This window comes from Microbacterium sp. (assembly GCF_052099035.1).
Taxonomy (GTDB): domain Bacteria; phylum Actinomycetota; class Actinomycetes; order Actinomycetales; family Microbacteriaceae; genus Microbacterium.
On record NZ_JBQDSX010000020.1, the window covers coordinates 35,326 to 52,788 of the forward strand.

Consider the following 17,463-nt stretch of genomic DNA (forward strand, 5'->3'; position numbering starts at 1 on the left):
GGTGGTTCAGGTGTAATCGGCCCCGCGCATCCGCCGAGCGATCTTGCACACCGGTGTGCAAGATCGTAAACTGGGGGCATGACAGCAGCCCGCGCACCCCGCCGCGACGCCCAGGCCAATCGTGACGGCATCCTCGCCGCCGCGCGCACCGCGCTCGCGCGAGACTCCAACGCCTCGATCGACCTGATCGCGCGCACCGCTGGCCTCTCTCGCCGCGCGCTCTACGGACACTTCGATGATCGATCCGCTCTGATCGCCGAGCTCATCACGGCCGGCGCTCAGCGCTTCAACACGATCGCCGAGCACCCGCTCGACGACGATGCCCGCATCGCCCTCGCCCAGCTCGCCTCGCGGCTCTGGCACGAGGTCGCGCACATCCAGACGGTGACCTCCATCGCGCTCGACGACGCCCACGTGGCCGACACGGCGGCCGCGCTGGCGCCGCTGCGAAAGATCGTCGCGGGCATCGTCGAGCGCGGCCGCCGCGCCGGCACGCTGCGTACTGACATCCCCGCCGACGTTCTCGCCCGACTCATCGAAGAGACCGCACGCATGGTCGTGCGCGTCGACGTCGTCGGGCCGGATGCCGCGGCCACCGCCGTGCGCACCGTGCTGAGTATCGCCGGCCTGTCCTGGCGCGACGCTGACGCGCTGATCGCCACCCGTCCCGAGATCGTCGAGTCGGCCGCATCTCACCCTATGCTCGACATGCCACAGAACCGCCCGGAGGAGGTCTGATGCACAACGCCTGGAGCGTCTTCCGGCGCGACCTCGGGCGACTCGCGCGAGTGAGCAAGGCGTGGATCATCATCGTCGGCGTCATCGTGACGCCCTCCCTCTACGCCTGGTTCAACATCGTCGCGTTCTGGGATCCGTACTCGAACACGCAGAACGTCAGCGTCGCGATCGTCAATCAAGATGAGGGAGCCACCTCCGACCTGACCGGAGACATCGATGTGGGCGGCCAACTCGTCGGCGAGCTCAAGAAGAATGACCAGCTCGGCTGGGAGTTCATGGATGAAGACGAGGCGATGGATGCCGTCAAGAGCGGGGCCAGCTATGCCGCGATCGTGATCCCCAAGGACTTCAGCGCCGACTTCATCAGCATCACAACCGGCGAGTTCACGCGCCCCGTGCTGAAGTACTACGTCAACGAGAAGGCGAACGCGATCGCCCCCAAGATCACAGATGTCGGCGCCTCAACGCTCGACACCCAGATCAACAGTACTTTCGTATCGGTGGTCGCAGAGACCGTCACCGATCAGCTGAAGAATGCCGGTGAGGATGCTGAAGGCCGACTCACCGATGCGCGCGACAACACGGTCACCGCCCTCGACGACGCAACCGGCAAAGTCGCCACCGCACGAACGCGCATCACCGAGCTGCAGACAGGTCTGACCGATGCCCAGACGGGGATCGACAATGCCGTGTCGACGCTGGGCGACGTCGACGCCGCGCTCGGCGAAGTGCAGAGCGCCGTCGCGCAGGCCCAGACCATCGCTGCCGAGGCCCAGCAGGAGTTGATGACGTTCACCGACAAAGTCACATCTGCGTACGTCGCCGGGGCCACGCTTCTCGCCGACGCATCATCCAAGATGAACGCGTCGATCGCGACTCTGTCAACCAGCCTGCAACAGGCGAACGTCGCAGTGGGTACGGCGATCGACGACCTCTCCGCCGTGATCGAGGCGAACGGCAAGGTTCTGGACCAGTTGCAGACCATACTCGACGGCACCGATGCCGGATCGGAGGCAGAACAGCGTCTCAGCGAGGCCATCGACGCGCTGAAGGAACGCAACACCGCTGACCAGGAGGTGCTCGACCAACTGACGCAGTTGAACACGGACGTCTCGAACACGATCGAGTCCGTCAAGGCGTCTGCAGACACGATCAACTCCGCTGTCAGCAGCGCCTCGACATCGGCGGATGGCATCCGGGATGCGCTTCTGCAGAGCGTCCCCGCACTCAACAGCGCGATGTCGGCACTGTCTTCTAGCGCCGACGCGTTCTCGTCCGCGCTCGGTGCGCAGCGAACCCAGGTGACACAAGCTCAGAGCCTGTTGGCAGGCCTGAAGACTCAGCTCGTTGATACCTCGACCGCCCTCACTGCGCTGGACGACAACCTCGCCGGCGCAGAGTCCGGCCTGGGCGGCGTACGCACCGACGTCTTGGCCCTCAGCGCTGCAGACGTGTGGGACCGTCTCGCGACGATCAGTGGATTGGATGCGGACCAGATCGCCCAGTTCATGGCCTCCCCCGTCGAAGTCGACCAGAACGTCCTTTTCCCCACCAAGGCGTACGGCTCCGCGATGGCCGCCCTTTTCACGAACCTGTCGCTGTGGATCGGTGCGTTCGTGCTGATGGTCATCATGCGGCTCGAAGTCGACACAGAAGGCGTGGAAGGCGTTTCCGTACGTCAGGCGTACCTGGGGCGCTGGATGCTGCTGGCATCGATCGCCGTGTTCCAGGCTGTGCTCGTCTCGGTCGGCAACCTGGTCATCGGTGTGCAGACCGCGAACGCATTCGCGTTCGTCGGAACCAGCGTGCTCATCGGCCTGGCTTACCTCAGCATCATCTACGCCCTCTCGGTCTGTTTCGGCATCGTCGGCAAGGGTCTGTGCATCCTGCTGGTGATCTTCCAGATCCCGGGAGCGTCGGGGCTCTATCCGATCGAGATGATGCCGGACTTCTTCCAAGGGCTGTATCCGTTCCTGCCGTTCACCTATGGCATCGACGCGCTGCGCGAGACCATCAGCGGCTTCTACGGCGGCCACTACTGGCAGTTCATGGGGGCGCTCGCGCTCTTCGTCGTGATCGCGTTCGTGCTGGGGCTCTTCCTGCGCCGCCGACTGGGAAACTTCGCACTGCTGTTCAACCGTCGACTCGCCGACAGCCAGTTGATGGTGAGCGAGGATGTGCAGATCACCGGCCGCCGTCGCACGCCGGAGGTCATCCATGCGCTGACGGACGGCGACGGCTACCGCGAGGAGGTCGCGCAGCGCGCGCGGCGGTTCACTGATCGGTATCCGACCGTGCTGCGACTCACTCTCATCGTGGGCGTCACGGTCATGGCCGTGCTCGCCGTCGCCGCCTGGCTCGTTCCGGATGTCAAGGCGACGATGCTCGGCCTGTGGGCACTGTGGTGCTTGATCCTCATCGGCGTCCTCGTCGCATTGGAGTACATCAAACAGAGCATCGAACAGGCCGCTGAGGTGGGCGAGATGCCGGAAGCAGACCTGCGCCAGGCGCTGGCCATCGAGAACAGTGGAGATGCGTCTCTGCTCGCCGTCGCCGCGTCCGGTGGCCCGACCGAGTCCGCCCCCGCCCGCACAGCAGTACTCGAGCGACCGGACAACGCCACGGATGCGGAGGAACCAGGCGAGGACACTGCAGATCTCGAGGATCTTTTCGCGATGGATGCCGACGTCGACCAGGCGCGCGACGCGGACGGCACCGCCGATGACGTGCCCGAGGACGGACACGACGACGGACACGACGACGAACGCGACGACACCGAGCCCGAGCCGGACGACGACGCCGACGGCACCCAGGAACAGCAGGAGCGCGAATGAAGAACATCCTGCATGTGTTCCGGCACGACCTGCGCCGGGCGACGAGTAACGTCATGGCCGTCATCGTGCTGTTCGGTCTGGTCGTGATCCCGTCCCTGTTCACCTGGTTCAACGTCATCGCGAGCTGGAATCCGTTCGAGAACACCAAGAACCTCACCGTCGCCGTCGCCAACACCGATGAGGGGTATCAGAGCGACCTCGTTCCGATCCGCCTCAACGTCGGCGAGCAGGTGCTCTCGGCGCTGCGTGCGAACAACGATCTGAACTGGGTGATCACCTCGGAGGACGAGGCGATCGACGGCACGAAGTCCGGCGAGTACTACGCCGCCATCGTGCTGCCTCCGACCTTCAGCGCCGACATGATGACCTTCTACTCGAACGGTTCCGAGCACACCAAGATCGAGTACTACACGAACGAGAAGAAGAACGCGCTCGCACCGAAGATCACCGAGCAGGGTGCGGGTGAAGTGTCTACAAGCATCAACGAAGTCTTCACGGAGAAGCTCAGCGAGGTCGCTCTCAACATCATCACTTCGCTGTCCGGGTATCTCGAGGACGCAGACACCCAGACAGCGCTGTCCCGCCTGCAGGCACACGCCGGCGAGGTGGCCGCGCAGATGCGGGCAGCATCAGCGACAGCGGACATGTTCACCTCACTGATCGCTTCGAGCCGCCCGCTCGTCGACGGAGCCTCAGGGCTCGTATCGGCGTCAAGCGACGCGCTCCAGGACGCCACCGGCGCGCTGGGCACCGGAAAGGACGCCGCTCAATCGCTGAAGGACGTTCTCACATCGACTGCCGCGACGATCGGCGACGCACTGGCCGGAACGGCCGACAGTTATCAGGCCGTGGCCGACAGCGTCGACAGTGTGTTCTCTTCACTGAATGCGCAATCCCAGAGCTCGGCGGATGCGATCAGTGCCGTGGCGACGCGCGTACAGACCCAGATCGACCAGAATCAGCAGCTGCGTGACTCCCTCGTGAACAATGTCCGCCCGCTCCTACCGGAATCGGCATTGGACTCGTTCGATCGGGCGGTATCCCGCATCGACGCGTCGATCGCACGACAACAGGATCTGCACGATCGCCTCGACGAAGCAGCAACGCACATCACCGACACCGATGCCGACGTTCAAGCCACGCATGCCGAGATCACCGGGCTGATCGCCGACGCGAAGGCGGCCGTGGACGACGCCAAGAACGCCTACACAGGCAGTCTGCAGCCGAAGCTCGATGCACTCGCGGAGACACTGGCCGTCATCGGCGGCGACGTCGATTCGATCGGCAGCGATCTCTCTTCCGTCGCGGAGTCGCTCTCCGGATCCGATTCGCTGACCACGGCACTCGAGCACGCAGAATCATTGACGACCGACATCTCGAGCACCCTCACCGAGACGGCAGATCGATTCGATGCTCTCGCCAACGCTCTGACCAAGGCCATGGATACGGGCGACCTCAGTGAGCTCACCGAGGTGATCGGCGCGGAACCACAGGCGCTGGCCACCCATCTTGCCGAGCCCGTGTCCCTGAAACGAGTGCCGGTCTACTCGGTCGTCAGTTTCGGCGCAGCGATGACGCCGTTGTACACCGTGCTCGCCCTCTGGGTGGGAGCGCTCCTGATCTCGGTGTCGATTCGCGTCGATCCGCCGCAGGGCGCTGCCTCCGATCTCCCTGTCCTCACGCCGACGCAGAAGTACCTCGGCAGGTTCGGCATCTTCGCGCTCGTCGGTTTCCTGCAGAGCTCGCTGGTGTGTCTGGGCAGCGTGCTGTTCACGCAGGTGCAGCCGGAGCATCCGTTCCTGCTCATCCTCACCGGCTGGGTGATGTCGCTCGTCTTCACGCTGATCGTCTACACGTTCGTTGTGACCTTCGGGAACGCCGGAAAGGCATTGGCCGTGCTGATGCTCGTTGTGCAGATCTCCACTTCAGGCGGCGCATATCCGCTGCAGGTCCTTCCGCAATGGTTCCAGAACGTCAGCCCGTTCCTGCCTGCCACGCACGCGGTGAACGCCATGCGCTCCGCGATCGCCGGTATCTACGAGAACGACTTCTGGGTATCGCTGGGCTGGCTGTCTGCGTTCGCGCTGCCCGCGCTGCTGCTCGGTCTGGTGCTGCGCCTGCCGCTCATCGGCTTCAATCAGAAGCTGCTGCGCGCCCTGGCATCCACAAAACTCATGTGACGCTAGGCTTCCCAGAGCGCACATCCGAAACGCGCTCTGGGGTTCTGTGAGACTGGATCCCATCGTCGACCCTGAAAGATACACGATGACGACTGATTCCGCCGACCCCGTTCGCAGACACCTCGGCGCCAAAATCGGACGCATCGCCTTCATCGTCGTGGCGGCTCTGGTCGTCGTCGCCGTCGCCGCCGCGTTCTTCGTCGTCTGGACCATCCAACGGTCCTTTCCGCAGACGGCCGGTGAGCTCGAGCTCGACGGACTCCAGTCCCAGGTCACCGTCCAGCGCGATGTCCTGGGTGTACCGACGATCACGGCGGATTCCTCCCACGACCTGTTCTACGCCGAAGGCTTCGTGCACGCGCAGGACCGCTTCTTCGAGATGGATTTCCGCCGCCACGTCACCAGCGGTCGGGTCGCGGAGATGTTCGGTGAATCCCAGGCCGGCACCGACATGTTCCTGCGGACGCTCGGCTGGCGCGACGTCGCCGAGCAGGAGGTCGAGGCCCTCGACGACACGAGCCTGGCCTACTACCAGGCCTACGCCGACGGCGTGAACGCCTACCTCGCCTCCCACGACGGCGCCCAGGTCTCACTGGAATATGCCGTTCTCGGCATTCAGAATCCCGACTACGAGATCGAGCCGTGGGAACCCGCAGACTCGGTCGCGTGGCTGAAGGCGATGGCCTGGGATCTGCGAAGCAATGTCGAGAATGAGACCGAACGCGCCATCCTCGCCGCGCAGGTCGGAGAGAGCAGCGCTCCGGACGACACCCTCGCGCTTCTCGAGCAGCTCTACCCGGCGTACCCGTTCGACGACAACCCGGTGATCGTGCCCAAGATCTCGACTGTCCCGGCCCTGGAGACAGAGACGGATGCTGCAACGGCATCGTTCACGACCGACGATGACGCCGGAATCCAGAATGCGGTCACGACGGTCGAGTGGGCTGAGGCAGACAGCGTCATCGAAGCCGCCAGCATGCTCGTCGGCGATGTCGGCGAGGGAATCGGCTCGAACTCCTGGGTCGTCTCGGGCGAGCTCACCGAGAGCGGCATGCCGCTCCTGGCCAACGACCCGCACCTCGGGGCCGCGCTGCCGAGTGTCTGGTACGAGGTGCAGCTGCGCTGCTCGACGGTCTCGGATGAGTGCCCCTTCAATGTCGGCGGCTTCTCCTTCTCCGGCCTCCCCGGTGTCGTGATCGGCCACAACGGTCAGGTCGCCTGGGGGTTCACGAACCTCACCACCGATGTTGCCGATCTGTACATCGAGAAGGTCGACGGCGACTCCTACTGGCGTGATGGCGCGCTCGTCCCGCTCGACGTGCGCGAAGAGACGGTGAAGGTCGCAGGCGGAGAGGACATCGACCTCACGATCCGCTCCACAGCACACGGCCCGATCATCTCCGGCCTGACCGATGACTTCACCGCCATCGCCGACGGCGACGTCTGGGCGCAGGACGACGCCCTCGTCCAGGAGCCGACGGATGCTGCCGAAGCGATGTCGGGCGAATATGCGGTGTCGCTGCGGTGGACCGCGCTCGATCCCGGCAAGACCGCGAGCGCCATCTTCGCCTTGAACGTCGCGCAGAACTTCGAGGACTTCCGCTACGCGGCATCCCTGTTCGATGTACCAGCGCAGAACCTCATCTACGCCGACGTCGAGGGCAACATCGGATACCAGGCACCCGGGCGCCTGCCGATCCGCGGCGCCGGCGACGGCTGGTTGCCGCAGCCGGGCTGGGACAGCGCCTACGACTGGACCGGCTACATCCCCTTCGAAGAGCTGCCCGTCTCGTACAACCCGGCATCCGGGTATATCGTTACGGCGAACAATGCCATCGTGACCGACGACTACGAGTACTTCCTCTCGCGCGACTGGGCATACGGCTACCGCGCCGCGCGCATCGCATACCTCATCGAACGCAAGGCCGCCGCCGGCCCGATCACCCCGCAGGACATGCGCGACATCCAGAATGACAACGAGATGTGGATCGGCAAGAAGCTCGCCACAGTCATGGGCGATGTCGATGTCTCGGGCAAGGGCCCGAAAGAGGCGGTCGAACTTCTGCGCACCTGGGACGCGCAGAACAACGCCGATTCTGCCGCCGCGGCCTATGCAAACGTGCTGTGGTCGAATCTCGCGCTGAACCTGTTCGCCAATCGCGATGAGCCTCTGCCCTACGGGAGCCAGGGGCGGATGTTCACCGTCGTCGACGGCCTGCTCGACGACCCGGCCGACCCGCTCTGGACCAACGAGACGATCGATGTCTCCGGCATGGACGAGATGCTCGCCCTGTCTGCCGAGCAGGCCTACGACGAGCTCGTCGGGCTGCAGGGCGATGTCACCGCGCGGTGGAACTGGGGGAGCCTGCACGCCATCACCCTCACCAGCGACACGCTCGGGTCGTCTGGCATCGCACCAATCGAGGCGCTGTTCAACCGCGGTCCGTATCCCGTCGGCGGAGGTGCATCCGTGGTCAATGCCACCGGGTGGAAGCTCGGCGAGTCCTACGAGACCACAACGGTCCCGTCCATGCGCATGGTCATCGCCCTCGCCGACTTCGACGATTCGTCATGGAATCACCTGACCGGAGCATCCGGGCATGCCTTCCACCCGCACTACGTCGATCAGACCGAGAACTGGGCCGTCGGCACCCAGACGCAGTGGGCGTTCACACCGGATGCTGTCGATGAAGCGACCGTTGACACGCTGGTGCTGACGCCGAAGAGCTGAGCGTCAGATCTCCGGAGCCAGGTCCGGGGCGAACTCGATCGGCGTCATGGTCGGGATCGCCTCGGTCACGGCCCGCTCGACGGTGTCCACGTTCTCGTCCTGACCGGTGAGCCGGGCGACCGCTTCGGCGAACTGCCGGTCAAGAGCTGCGAACGCCTCCGCCGCGTCGCCCGTGGCGAGCGCGTCGAGCAGTCTCCGGTACGTCGGGGAGATCGAACGACGCACGGTGTAGCCGTTCGGATCGCTGAAGCTGGCGATGCGCGTTTCGATCACGAGAGTCGCCATGTAGTGCGACAGGCGGCGGCTACCGGCGGAATCGACCAGCAGCCGATGAAAGTCGAGGTCCGCATCGCCGATGGCGACAGCATCCTCACCGTCGCTGACCGAGACGAGATATGCGTATGCGGTCTCGAGCGCGTCGACGACTGATGTCTCTCCGGCTTTGATGATCAGCCGGGCCGCCTGCGTCTCGATCGCGAGCCGTGCGTCGTAGACGTCGGCGACGTGCTCGGGACCGATCACGTTGACGCGCATGCCTCGACCGGGGGATGCCGTGAGCAGCCCTTCCTGGACGAGTCGCTGCGTGGATTCGCGCAACGGGCTGCGGCTGACGCCGAGCTGCGACGACATCTCGACCTCGCCGATGGGGGTGCCGACGGGCAGCGCTCCCGTGAAGATTGCTTTGCGCAACTCCCCCGTGATCAGGTCGACGGTGGAAGGACGCGCCACACGCACCATCGAGATCGGCGTCACTGCGCGAGGAGTGTGCGAGGCCATGAACTTCCCTTTCGACCGTTGCCGTTCTGAGCGTGCGTAAAACAGCGAACATCTCATTGTCGATCCTCCGCGACGAGATGCGAAGTCGACTCGGCAATTCAGTCTGCCCCAAGATCACAATTTTGTATACGTGTCGACAATCTGCGGGTCTGACTGTACATCGGCCGACAGATTCTTTAGTCTGGGGCTCGGTCAACGGCAGCCGTGCGGCGTGCCCGACAACGGAACCCATACGGAACTTGAGGACAATATGACGAAGCGAATGACACGAATCGGCATCGCCACAGCGGCGATTAGCACCCTCACCATCGGCCTGCTGGCCGGCTGCTCCTCCGACGGCGGAGACACCGAGGGGATGAGCACGCTCGAGAAGGCGCAGGAGACGGGCACCATCACGCTCGCCGTCGCCTCTGAGCAGCCCTACTCCTGGGTCGAGGACGGCGAAGCGACCGGCGCGACGATCGCCATGCACGAAGAGATCTTCCACAACCTCGGCATCGACAACATCGAGATCGAAGAGGTCGCGTGGGACAACCTGATCCCCGGTCTGAACGCCGGTCGATGGGATGTCATCAGCGCCGGCATGTCGATCCTGCCCGACCGCTGTGCCGAAGCCGCGTTCAGCGCCCCCGAGATCATGTACACCACGACCCTCGCAGTCCCAGCAGGCAACCCGAAGGGTCTCACCGACCTCGACTCGGTCGCAGCGGCAGGCGACGTGAAGCTCGCCGTGCAGTCGGGCGCGATCGAAGACGGTTACGCGAAGGACCTCGGCATCACCAACACCGTCCAGGTGGATTCCGCCAGCGCAGGGCTCGAAGCGGTCCAGGCTGGCCTCGCCGACGCGTTCGCCCTCACGGCGGTCTCGCTGAACTGGATGACCGAGGACATGGACGACCTCGAAACCACTGAAGCCTTCGTGCAGGTGATCGACGGCGTCGAGCAGATCGGCGCAGGCGCCACGGTGTTCCGTCAGGATGACACCGACCTGCTGGATGCCTACAACGAGGAGCTCGCGAAGATCACCGGCAACGAGCAGTCGTACCTTGACCTCGTCGAGCCGTTCGGCTTCACCGCTGAGAACCTGCCCCCGGCAGACCTGACCACCGAGCAGCTCTGCGCCGGCGAACTCGGCTGACCCTGCACCCTCAGTGACCGAAAACCTCGAAGCGCTCCAGCGGGCGCTGCCTCAGATCCTCGACGGGCTGCTGATCACCCTCGAGCTGACTGTGGGCGGCGCCCTGCTGGCGTTCATCATCGCCATCGGGCTCGGGCTTCTCGCCCGGTTCGACAACATTCTGCTGCGCGGGTTAGCCCGCGTGGTGATCGAGTTCTTCCGTGGAACCTCGTTGCTCGTGCAGCTCTTCTTCTTCTTCTTCGTGCTGCCCCTGCCACCGTTCAACCTCGAGCTGCCCGCCGTGTTCACCGGCGTGCTCGCGCTCGGCCTGAACTACGGCGCGTACGGCGCTGAGGTCGTACGCGGCTCGATCAATGCCGTTCCCGCCGGCCAATGGGAAGCGACGACGGCGCTCAGTCTCTCGCGCACCCAGCGGATGTGGCGGGTGATCTTCCCGCAGGCGTGGGCGCTGATGATCCCCTCGCTGAACAACCTGCTGATCCAGCTGTTGAAGGGGACAGCGGTCGTCTACCTGATCACCATCGTCGATCTGACCGCTGAGCTGAACAAACTGCGCATCCAGACCGATGTCTTCTTCGCCTACACTCTGGGCCTCATCATCTATTTCATCATCGCCTACGTGCTCTCCCTCATCATGAACGCGCTCGAATCCCGCGCCAAGCACCGGCTCGGGCAGAGCACGCGCTGGCGCGATGCAATCGCGGCCCCCGATGCCACCAGCGATGCGGATGCTTCGGTCGATGCCATCACGGTCGAAGAGACCAGACGTCAGGGGGGTGTGTGATGTCCGACGACTCTTTCCCCTGGAACTGGGATCACGTGTGGGCCGTGCTGCCCGAGATGCTGTGGAGCTTTCTCACCATCACGCTCGTCATCACGGTCGTCAGCAGCGCGATCGCCGCTGTGCTCGGGCTGGTCATCGCTCTCATACGGCGCACCGCTCCGCGCCCGGTCGCGGCAGTGGTCACCTTCGTGATGAACTTCATCCGCATGACACCGATCGTCGTGCAACTGTTGTTCGGCCTCTATGGGTTGCTCGCCCTCGGCATCGACATCCCACCGATAGTCATCGGCATCGCGATCTTCGGCATCCATTACGCCACCTACATGGCCGAGGTGTACCGCGCCGGCATCGACTCGGTACCCCCGGGACAGTGGGAAGCGACGACCGCGCTGTCGATGTCGCGCCAGCGCACGTGGACTGCCGTGGTCATTCCGCAGGCGGTGCGAGCCACGGTGCCGTCGCTTGGCAACTACGTCATCTCGATGTTCAAGGAGACCCCGTTCGTATCGGTCATCTTCGTCGCCGACATGGTGAAGACCGCACAGCTGTACGGCGGCGAACACTTCCGCTACGTCGAAGCCATCACCCTCGCCGGCATCCTGTTCCTCGCCGCGAGCTACCCGACCTCCTTGCTCATCGGTCGATTGGAGAAGCGTCTTGCCCACAAATCCTGACACCCACACCGGCGCCATCACGCTGGACGACGGCGACGTTCCCGCCATCCGCTTCGACAAGGTCGAGAAGCGCTTCGGCGATCACGTCGTGCTGCACGACCTCGATTTCACCGTGCGCAAGGGCGATCGCGTCACCCTGATCGGGCCGAGCGGGTCCGGTAAGACGACGATCCTGCGCCTGGTGATGACGCTGGAGGAAGCGAACTCCGGCTACGTCTATATCGACGGCAAGCCCCTGACTCACTACGAGAAGGACGGCAAGCGGGTCGAGCTGAAAGAGAAGCACAAGAACGAGATGCGCAAGCGCATCGGAATGGTCTTCCAGCAGTTCAACCTGTTCCCGAACATGACCGTGATCGAGAACATCATCGAGGCGCCGGTGCACGTGCTCGGCATGTCGAAGAAGGATGCTCTGGTGCGAGGCCGGGCGCTGCTCGAGAAGGTGGGTCTCCCCGACAAGGAGAACGCCCACCCCACACAGCTCTCGGGCGGTCAGCAGCAGCGCGTCGCCATCGCACGTGCTCTGGCCATGGAGCCAGAGATCCTGCTCCTCGATGAGGTCACCAGCGCGCTGGATCCCGAGGTCGTCGGCGAGGTGCTGAACATCCTCCGCGATGTCGCTCGCGACACGGATGTGACGATGCTGATCGTGACGCACGAGATGCAGTTCGCGCGCGATGTCTCCAACCGCGTGCTGATGTTCGACAGCGGACGCATCGTCGAAGAGGGTGGACCGGAGGAGATCTTCAGCAACCCGCAGGAGCAGCGGACCAGGGACTTCCTGTCGGCTGTGCTGTGAGTCTTTCCTGAGGGCGGGCAGCTAGGGTCGAGTCGTGCCAGAACGTCTGCTTGCCCCCGAGGGCGTGCCCGCATCCATCGTCGAGTTCGAGCACGGCGGGGCGACGCTCATCGCCGAGGACTTCGGTACCGGCGCGCATCCGTACGTGCTGATCCACGGCATCGGAATGGGGCGCAGCGTCTACCTCGACTTCGTCGAACGGCTCCCCGGACGCATCATCGCGCTCGACCTGCCCGGTTTCGGCGAGGCACCTGAGCCGGCTCGGACTTTGACGATGGCTCGGCATGCCGACTTGATCGCAGCGTTCCTGCGCAGCATCCACGTGTCCGACGCCGTCGTCATCGGCCACTCGATGGGCAGTCAGATCGGGGCGGAGCTCGCCGCACGGCATCCATCCCTCATCGCCGGCCTGGTACTCGCGGGACCGACCGTGAACAGCGCATCGCGCAGCGTCCGGGAGCAGGCGACGTACCTGCTGCGTGACCTGATCGGTGAGCGCCCGATCGTGCTGTGGCGCGGCGGGCGCGAGTACCTGCGCGGCGGGCCGCATCTGATCAGGAAGATCCGCGCGATCGTGGTGCACGAACCGGAGAAGGCCTACGCGAAGGTGCAGTGCCCGGTGCTCGTCGTGCGCGGCGAGCGCGACCCGCTGGCGCCGGTGTCATGGTGTCGTGAGATCGTGTCGCTCGTGCCCGGCCGCGCCGGGCTGCACGAGATCCCCGACCACGGCCACGGGACGCTGATCAGCGACGCCCAGCTCGCCGCCGCGATCATCACGGAGTTCCACGACTCGCTCTAAGCGCCCGCTCGTTCATAACTCCTCAGACCTCAGGAGCAACCACAGCCCGGTTCCCGGTTTCTCTATTTTTGGGCGCGCTTCTGAGGAGTTGTGAGCAGTTGACTCCGGAACCGCGGCCCGAGATTCTCCAACACATCTGAAATCGCAGTCTGCACGGTCGGCGCATGGTGCATGAGGTCGGCTGCCAGCGGCCGAACGGTCACGTAGCCGAGGCCGGCCGCCGCCATGTCACGCCCGCGATCTTCGACCTGCTTGTCCCACCCTTCGTGGTACTCCTTGCTGTCGCACTCGATGATGAGCCAGCCGTCGACCACGAAGTCCACGCGCCCAACCCCAGGGATCACGACTTGCGTTTCATAGCTGACACCGAGTGTGCGGAGAATCAGTCGCATGAGCGTCTCTGGACCTGATTCTGCGCTGGAATCAACAAGGGCCAACAGCACGGAGAATCTGGACGGCAACGCGACGAAGACACCGGACAGCTGCTGCCGCGTCATAAGCCGGTGATGCAGCAGACTATCCAAGGTTGCGATCGCCGCGCGCGGCTCCTGACACCGCACGGCGTGGCGTGCCGCATCCAGCAACATGACCACATGCATCGGGCTCTCATGCCCCGACCACGCATCCCAATGCACAACAGTTCTGTCGCTCTCGGGTTTACGCGTTCGTGACGTCCCAGGACGGACATGCACGTGCAGCGAAGTGCAGCGGAGAACGAACACACCGATCATTTTCAACAACGACAGACAACTGAGACGCCCGCCGATCCTGACGGCCTCCGCCACTTCATCATTGATGTCAGCCGCTGCATAGTGGTCACGGCGCAGACGTCGAAGATTGCCCGCACGCACAGCATTCGTGATGTCCCTCGGCGTCATCCCGCTCGCAAGGAGATCGGATCGCGAGTGGATGACGACAGCATACGTTTGCTCGGCTCGCTCACGCACAGAGATTTCGCGTTGCTTCATCCCAGGAGTATTGGCGATGGCCAGGGGATCGTTGGGCCCAATATCCACGTTCGGTGGAGAGTTCGTGTTTACTCGCGCTAGTGCAGAACAAGTGAGCTACCCGGTGGCGCCTCACCACTGTTCGCAACTCCTCAAAGCCCAGGACATCGGTGCACTCCGGCAGCCTCATCTCGGTGCGGGACCAGTTCTTTGAGGAGTTGTGACCACGCGGGCGGAGGCTGCGGCGCGGGTGCGGGCGACCGGGCGGCGCGGGCCGCGCGGCAGCACGGCCGGTCAGCGAAGCGGCGGGGCCTGCGGCGGCAGGACCATCGTGTAGCGGCGGAGGTACACCGTCAGCGTCACGGCGCCGCCGACCAAGGAGAGGACGAGTCCTGGGAAGACAACCGCCGCTGCCATCCAGCCGAGCGCGGTGACGAAGGCGAAGCCGAACACCGCCGCGAGTACACCGAGACCGACGAGAACCCACCCAATGATCATCGAAGTCCGGTATGCGCGCGGGCCGTACTGAGTCGGCCGCACGCCGAACTTCTGGGCGATGTAGGGGCTCCACCGGGCACCGGTCCACCAGCGTCCGACCTGACCCGATACCGGGAACCAGCCGGCACCGGCACCCTCCACCTCGCCGGGAAGCGGACGGGTCACGGCGTCGAACACCGGCACCGTCGACGGCGCCGGCAGCTTCTTCAGCCCGCCCGCGTGCAGACCCCCGATGAGCCAGAGCACGCCAGCGATGAAGAACAGAATGGGTGTGACAGCGAAGACGGGCTGGCCCGAGACGGTATAGGTGCTGTACTGCGAGATTCCGAGCACGATGAATACGATTCCGAAAACGATCCCGAGGTTGCCCGGTTCGATGGCGAAAGCATCCGGTCGCGGCTTGCCGTCGCGCAGGCGGTACGGCGTCCACATCGTTCCGTCCCACCAGCGGACATCGCCGGCCCCCGGCACCGGAAACCACCCCATCGGCGCGGCCGACCCCATCGCGGCCGACCCCATCGCGGCCGGCACCATCGGCACCGCCGGAACCATCGGCTGCTGCTGCAACGCCGCGCCAACGGGCCGCTCGTGGGCCGTCCACTGCACTCCGTCCCACCAGCGCTCCTGCCCCGGAACTCCGGCGTCGTACCATCCCGGCTGCGCGTTCATATGTCCCATCAGCCCGCCGCGGGCGGGGTCTGCTTCGATTCGGCGAGCTCGTCGACGACGAGGGTGCGTTCCTCCGGCGTGCCATTGCGGTAGGCCTGGCGTCCGACGATGTGAGCGGACAGCGGCGCGGTCGCGAACTGCATCAGCACGATCGGCGCCACCAGCGCGAGCCCGAGGAGGATCCCGCCGACTGACCGCAGCGACAACGCCACGGCGAGGCAGATCAGGATGAGCCCGAGCACCTGCGGTTTCGTCGCCGCGTGCAGCCGCGACGGCACCGCGCGGAAATGCAGCAGCCCGACGGCCGCCGACAGGCACAGCAGCGCACCGAGCAGGATCAGCACGAGCACCGCCACGTCGATACTGGCATCGAGGATCACGAATCCGAGCACGTTCATGATGTCGTGTTGTCCCTTCGTGCGACGTAACGGGCAACAGCGATCGACCCGAACACCCCGACGGCTGCGATGATGAGCAGCACCGGGATGCTGCGGGTGTGGCCGTTGATCGCCATCTCCGCGCCGATCACGCACATGACCTCGGTCAGGAGCACATCGGATGCCACGGCGCGGTCGAGAATCGACGGCCCGCGGATGATGCGGATCACCGTCAGCACCGCCGCGACGCTGAACACGACGATGATCGCGAACATGAGCCAGTTCATCGCTCGCCCTCCGCCCGTTCGTCCGCCTTCAGTGCACGATACTGCGCGGGGCTGCCCAGCGCTCGAACGATCCGACGTTCCCATCGCAGCACCCCTGCGCGCTGCTCTTCGACCTCGTCGAGGTTGCGCACGCCGATCACGTGCAGATACAGGATGCCGCGATCGCGGTCGGTCTCGACGACCAGCGAGCCGGGGATCAGCGACGCCGTGATCGACACGTGCGTCATGATCATGTCGTCGGCATAACGCAGATCGACGCCGATGATCGCTGCTCCCGGCTGCCGGCGGAAGTCGAATACCTGAATCGTCACAGCGATCGCACCGCGCACGATCGCCCAGAGGAACTGCACGATGAACAGGAACCCGTACCAGAGGTTGACACGCCCGGAGATTTCGATCGTCGGCAGTCGGAAAACGCGCGTGACGAAGATCGCCACGATGAGACCGGTGACGAAGGAGAGGACCGTGAACTGGTTCCACACCAGCATCCACAGCACGATCAGCCAGGCGAGGAACGGCACCTGCAGCCAGATCTCATGCAGGATGTTCCGGCGCGCATCGGGACTCATGGGCTCACCTCCTCATCAAGCTGAACGAGGTTCACGGGCTGCAGGAGGGACTCGCCGATACTGGTGCACAGCGCATACAGCGGGCCCGCGAACACCGTCAGCATCAGCGTGACACCGACCATGCCTCCGGTCGCGACGGTCATGATCTTCGGGATGCGGCGACGCTCCTGCTGCTCGTCAGCGGCCGGCGCGTTGCCGAGGTACGACACGCGGCCGTCGGTCTCGGTCGCGTCCTCCTCCTCGCGCCAGAACGCGAGGTTCCACGCACGCATCAGGGCGTAGAGGGTCAGGAGCGAGGTCAGGATGCCGCCGAAGATCAGCACGATCATGATGGGGGTACCGACGGATGCCGCGGCCTCGAACAGTGCGAATTTGCCGATGAAACCGGAGAACGGCGGGAGCCCGCCGAGGTTGATCGCGGGGACGAAGTACAGCACGGCCAGGAGTGGCGCGGCTTTCAACAGACCCTTCACCCGCAGGATCGACGTGCTTCCGGCTCTTCGCTCTATGAGCCCCACCGCGAGGAACAGAGTCGTCTGCACGACGATGTGGTGCACGATGTAGTACACCGTCGCGCCGATCGCCGCGGGTGTCGCGATCGCCAATCCGAAGATCATGTAGCCGACGTGGCTGACCAGCGTGAACGACAGGATTCGTTTGAG

The 17,463-nt window shown here is 64.7% G+C and carries 16 protein-coding genes; 9 read left to right on the top strand and 7 right to left on the bottom strand.

The window, feature by feature from the left end:
• The first annotated feature begins 78 nt into the window (after positions 1-78).
• The 4 genes from ACTIAO_RS08515 (at position 79) to ACTIAO_RS08530 (ending at position 8,483) form a co-directional block, all read left to right on the top strand.
• The gene (locus ACTIAO_RS08515; RefSeq protein WP_441905858.1) at positions 79-738 is read left to right on the top strand and encodes a TetR/AcrR family transcriptional regulator; all 660 of its coding nucleotides are present in this window, start codon (positions 79-81) and stop codon (positions 736-738) included.
• Positions 738-3,572 carry a YhgE/Pip family protein gene (locus ACTIAO_RS08520; protein ID WP_441905859.1) on the top strand — a complete coding sequence of 945 codons (2,835 nt, stop codon included), beginning with the start codon at positions 738-740 and terminating at the stop codon, positions 3,570-3,572. Before ACTIAO_RS08515 ends, ACTIAO_RS08520 begins: the two co-directional genes overlap by 1 nt.
• Entirely contained in the window at positions 3,569-5,752 is a 2,184-nt protein-coding gene (locus ACTIAO_RS08525; protein WP_441905860.1) for a YhgE/Pip family protein, read from the top strand. The genes ACTIAO_RS08520 and ACTIAO_RS08525 overlap by 4 nt, the downstream gene beginning before the upstream one ends.
• Before the next feature lie 85 nt (positions 5,753-5,837).
• Positions 5,838-8,483 carry a penicillin acylase family protein gene (locus tag ACTIAO_RS08530; RefSeq protein WP_441905861.1) on the top strand — a complete coding sequence of 882 codons (2,646 nt, stop codon included), beginning with the start codon at positions 5,838-5,840 and terminating at the stop codon, positions 8,481-8,483.
• Positions 8,484-8,486: 3 nt separating this feature from the next.
• Here the strand turns inward: ACTIAO_RS08530 and ACTIAO_RS08535 are convergent, their stop codons facing one another.
• On the bottom strand, positions 8,487-9,260 hold the full coding sequence (locus ACTIAO_RS08535) for a GntR family transcriptional regulator (RefSeq protein ID WP_441905862.1): 774 nt from the start codon (positions 9,258-9,260) through the stop codon (positions 8,487-8,489).
• 262 nt (positions 9,261-9,522) lie between these two features.
• On the opposite strand from ACTIAO_RS08535, the gene ACTIAO_RS08540 reads away from it, so the two are divergent.
• Genes ACTIAO_RS08540 through ACTIAO_RS08560 form a run of 5 tightly spaced genes read left to right on the top strand, consistent with a single transcriptional unit; the run spans position 9,523 to position 13,454 of the window.
• Positions 9,523-10,398 (top strand): transporter substrate-binding domain-containing protein, encoded by an 876-nt coding sequence (locus ACTIAO_RS08540; protein ID WP_441905863.1) that lies wholly within the window; start codon positions 9,523-9,525, stop codon positions 10,396-10,398.
• A 13-nt stretch (positions 10,399-10,411) separates the two neighbouring features.
• On the top strand, positions 10,412-11,182 hold the full coding sequence (gene ehuC / locus ACTIAO_RS08545) for an ectoine/hydroxyectoine ABC transporter permease subunit EhuC (RefSeq protein WP_441905864.1): 771 nt from the start codon (positions 10,412-10,414) through the stop codon (positions 11,180-11,182).
• Complete coding sequence (ehuD, locus tag ACTIAO_RS08550; protein ID WP_441905865.1) at positions 11,182-11,856, top strand: ectoine/hydroxyectoine ABC transporter permease subunit EhuD; 675 nt, start codon at positions 11,182-11,184, stop codon at positions 11,854-11,856. The genes ehuC and ehuD overlap by 1 nt, the downstream gene beginning before the upstream one ends.
• The gene (ehuA, locus tag ACTIAO_RS08555) at positions 11,840-12,655 is read left to right on the top strand and encodes an ectoine/hydroxyectoine ABC transporter ATP-binding protein EhuA (RefSeq protein ID WP_441905866.1); all 816 of its coding nucleotides are present in this window, start codon (positions 11,840-11,842) and stop codon (positions 12,653-12,655) included. The genes ehuD and ehuA overlap by 17 nt, the downstream gene beginning before the upstream one ends.
• Before the next feature lie 34 nt (positions 12,656-12,689).
• Positions 12,690-13,454 (top strand): alpha/beta fold hydrolase, encoded by a 765-nt coding sequence (locus ACTIAO_RS08560; RefSeq protein ID WP_441905867.1) that lies wholly within the window; start codon positions 12,690-12,692, stop codon positions 13,452-13,454.
• Between the two features lie 62 nt (positions 13,455-13,516).
• On the opposite strand, the gene ACTIAO_RS08565 is transcribed toward ACTIAO_RS08560, so the two are convergent.
• The 6 genes from ACTIAO_RS08565 to ACTIAO_RS08590 all read right to left on the bottom strand — a co-directional run.
• Entirely contained in the window at positions 13,517-14,422 is a 906-nt protein-coding gene (locus ACTIAO_RS08565) for an endonuclease domain-containing protein (protein ID WP_441905868.1), read from the bottom strand.
• Positions 14,423-14,695: 273 nt separating this feature from the next.
• Positions 14,696-15,577 (bottom strand): DUF2510 domain-containing protein, encoded by an 882-nt coding sequence (locus tag ACTIAO_RS08570; RefSeq protein ID WP_441905869.1) that lies wholly within the window; start codon positions 15,575-15,577, stop codon positions 14,696-14,698.
• The gene (mnhG, locus tag ACTIAO_RS08575; protein ID WP_441905870.1) at positions 15,577-15,966 is read right to left on the bottom strand and encodes a monovalent cation/H(+) antiporter subunit G; all 390 of its coding nucleotides are present in this window, start codon (positions 15,964-15,966) and stop codon (positions 15,577-15,579) included. Before mnhG ends, ACTIAO_RS08570 begins: the two co-directional genes overlap by 1 nt.
• A complete protein-coding gene (locus tag ACTIAO_RS08580) occupies positions 15,963-16,232 on the bottom strand; it encodes a monovalent cation/H+ antiporter complex subunit F (protein WP_441905871.1) in 270 nt (89 codons plus the stop codon). Before ACTIAO_RS08580 ends, mnhG begins: the two co-directional genes overlap by 4 nt.
• The gene (locus ACTIAO_RS08585; RefSeq protein ID WP_441905872.1) at positions 16,229-16,801 is read right to left on the bottom strand and encodes a Na+/H+ antiporter subunit E; all 573 of its coding nucleotides are present in this window, start codon (positions 16,799-16,801) and stop codon (positions 16,229-16,231) included. The genes ACTIAO_RS08580 and ACTIAO_RS08585 overlap by 4 nt, the downstream gene beginning before the upstream one ends.
• Positions 16,798-17,463 (bottom strand): proton-conducting transporter transmembrane domain-containing protein (locus ACTIAO_RS08590; protein WP_441905873.1); only part of this gene is annotated, 666 nt, incomplete at its 5' end. The genes ACTIAO_RS08590 and ACTIAO_RS08585, both read right to left, overlap by 4 nt.

What these genes read in the sequence shown, in the direction of transcription:
- ACTIAO_RS08515 (WP_441905858.1), top strand. Translation starts at nt 79, where the DNA reads ATGACAGCAGCCCGCGCACCCCGCCGCGACGCCCAGGCCAATCGTGAC.
- ACTIAO_RS08520 (WP_441905859.1), top strand. Translation starts at nt 738, where the DNA reads ATGCACAACGCCTGGAGCGTCTTCCGGCGCGACCTCGGGCGACTCGCG.
- ACTIAO_RS08525 (WP_441905860.1), top strand. Translation starts at nt 3,569, where the DNA reads ATGAAGAACATCCTGCATGTGTTCCGGCACGACCTGCGCCGGGCGACG.
- ACTIAO_RS08530 (WP_441905861.1), top strand. Translation starts at nt 5,838, where the DNA reads ATGACGACTGATTCCGCCGACCCCGTTCGCAGACACCTCGGCGCCAAA.
- ACTIAO_RS08535 (WP_441905862.1), bottom strand. Translation starts at nt 9,260, where the DNA reads ATGGCCTCGCACACTCCTCGCGCAGTGACGCCGATCTCGATGGTGCGT.
- ACTIAO_RS08540 (WP_441905863.1), top strand. Translation starts at nt 9,523, where the DNA reads ATGACACGAATCGGCATCGCCACAGCGGCGATTAGCACCCTCACCATC.
- ehuD (WP_441905865.1), top strand. Translation starts at nt 11,182, where the DNA reads ATGTCCGACGACTCTTTCCCCTGGAACTGGGATCACGTGTGGGCCGTG.
- ACTIAO_RS08565 (WP_441905868.1), bottom strand. Translation starts at nt 14,422, where the DNA reads ATGAAGCAACGCGAAATCTCTGTGCGTGAGCGAGCCGAGCAAACGTAT.
- ACTIAO_RS08570 (WP_441905869.1), bottom strand. Translation starts at nt 15,577, where the DNA reads ATGGGACATATGAACGCGCAGCCGGGATGGTACGACGCCGGAGTTCCG.
- mnhG (WP_441905870.1), bottom strand. Translation starts at nt 15,966, where the DNA reads ATGAACGTGCTCGGATTCGTGATCCTCGATGCCAGTATCGACGTGGCG.
- ACTIAO_RS08580 (WP_441905871.1), bottom strand. Translation starts at nt 16,232, where the DNA reads ATGAACTGGCTCATGTTCGCGATCATCGTCGTGTTCAGCGTCGCGGCG.
- ACTIAO_RS08585 (WP_441905872.1), bottom strand. Translation starts at nt 16,801, where the DNA reads ATGAGTCCCGATGCGCGCCGGAACATCCTGCATGAGATCTGGCTGCAG.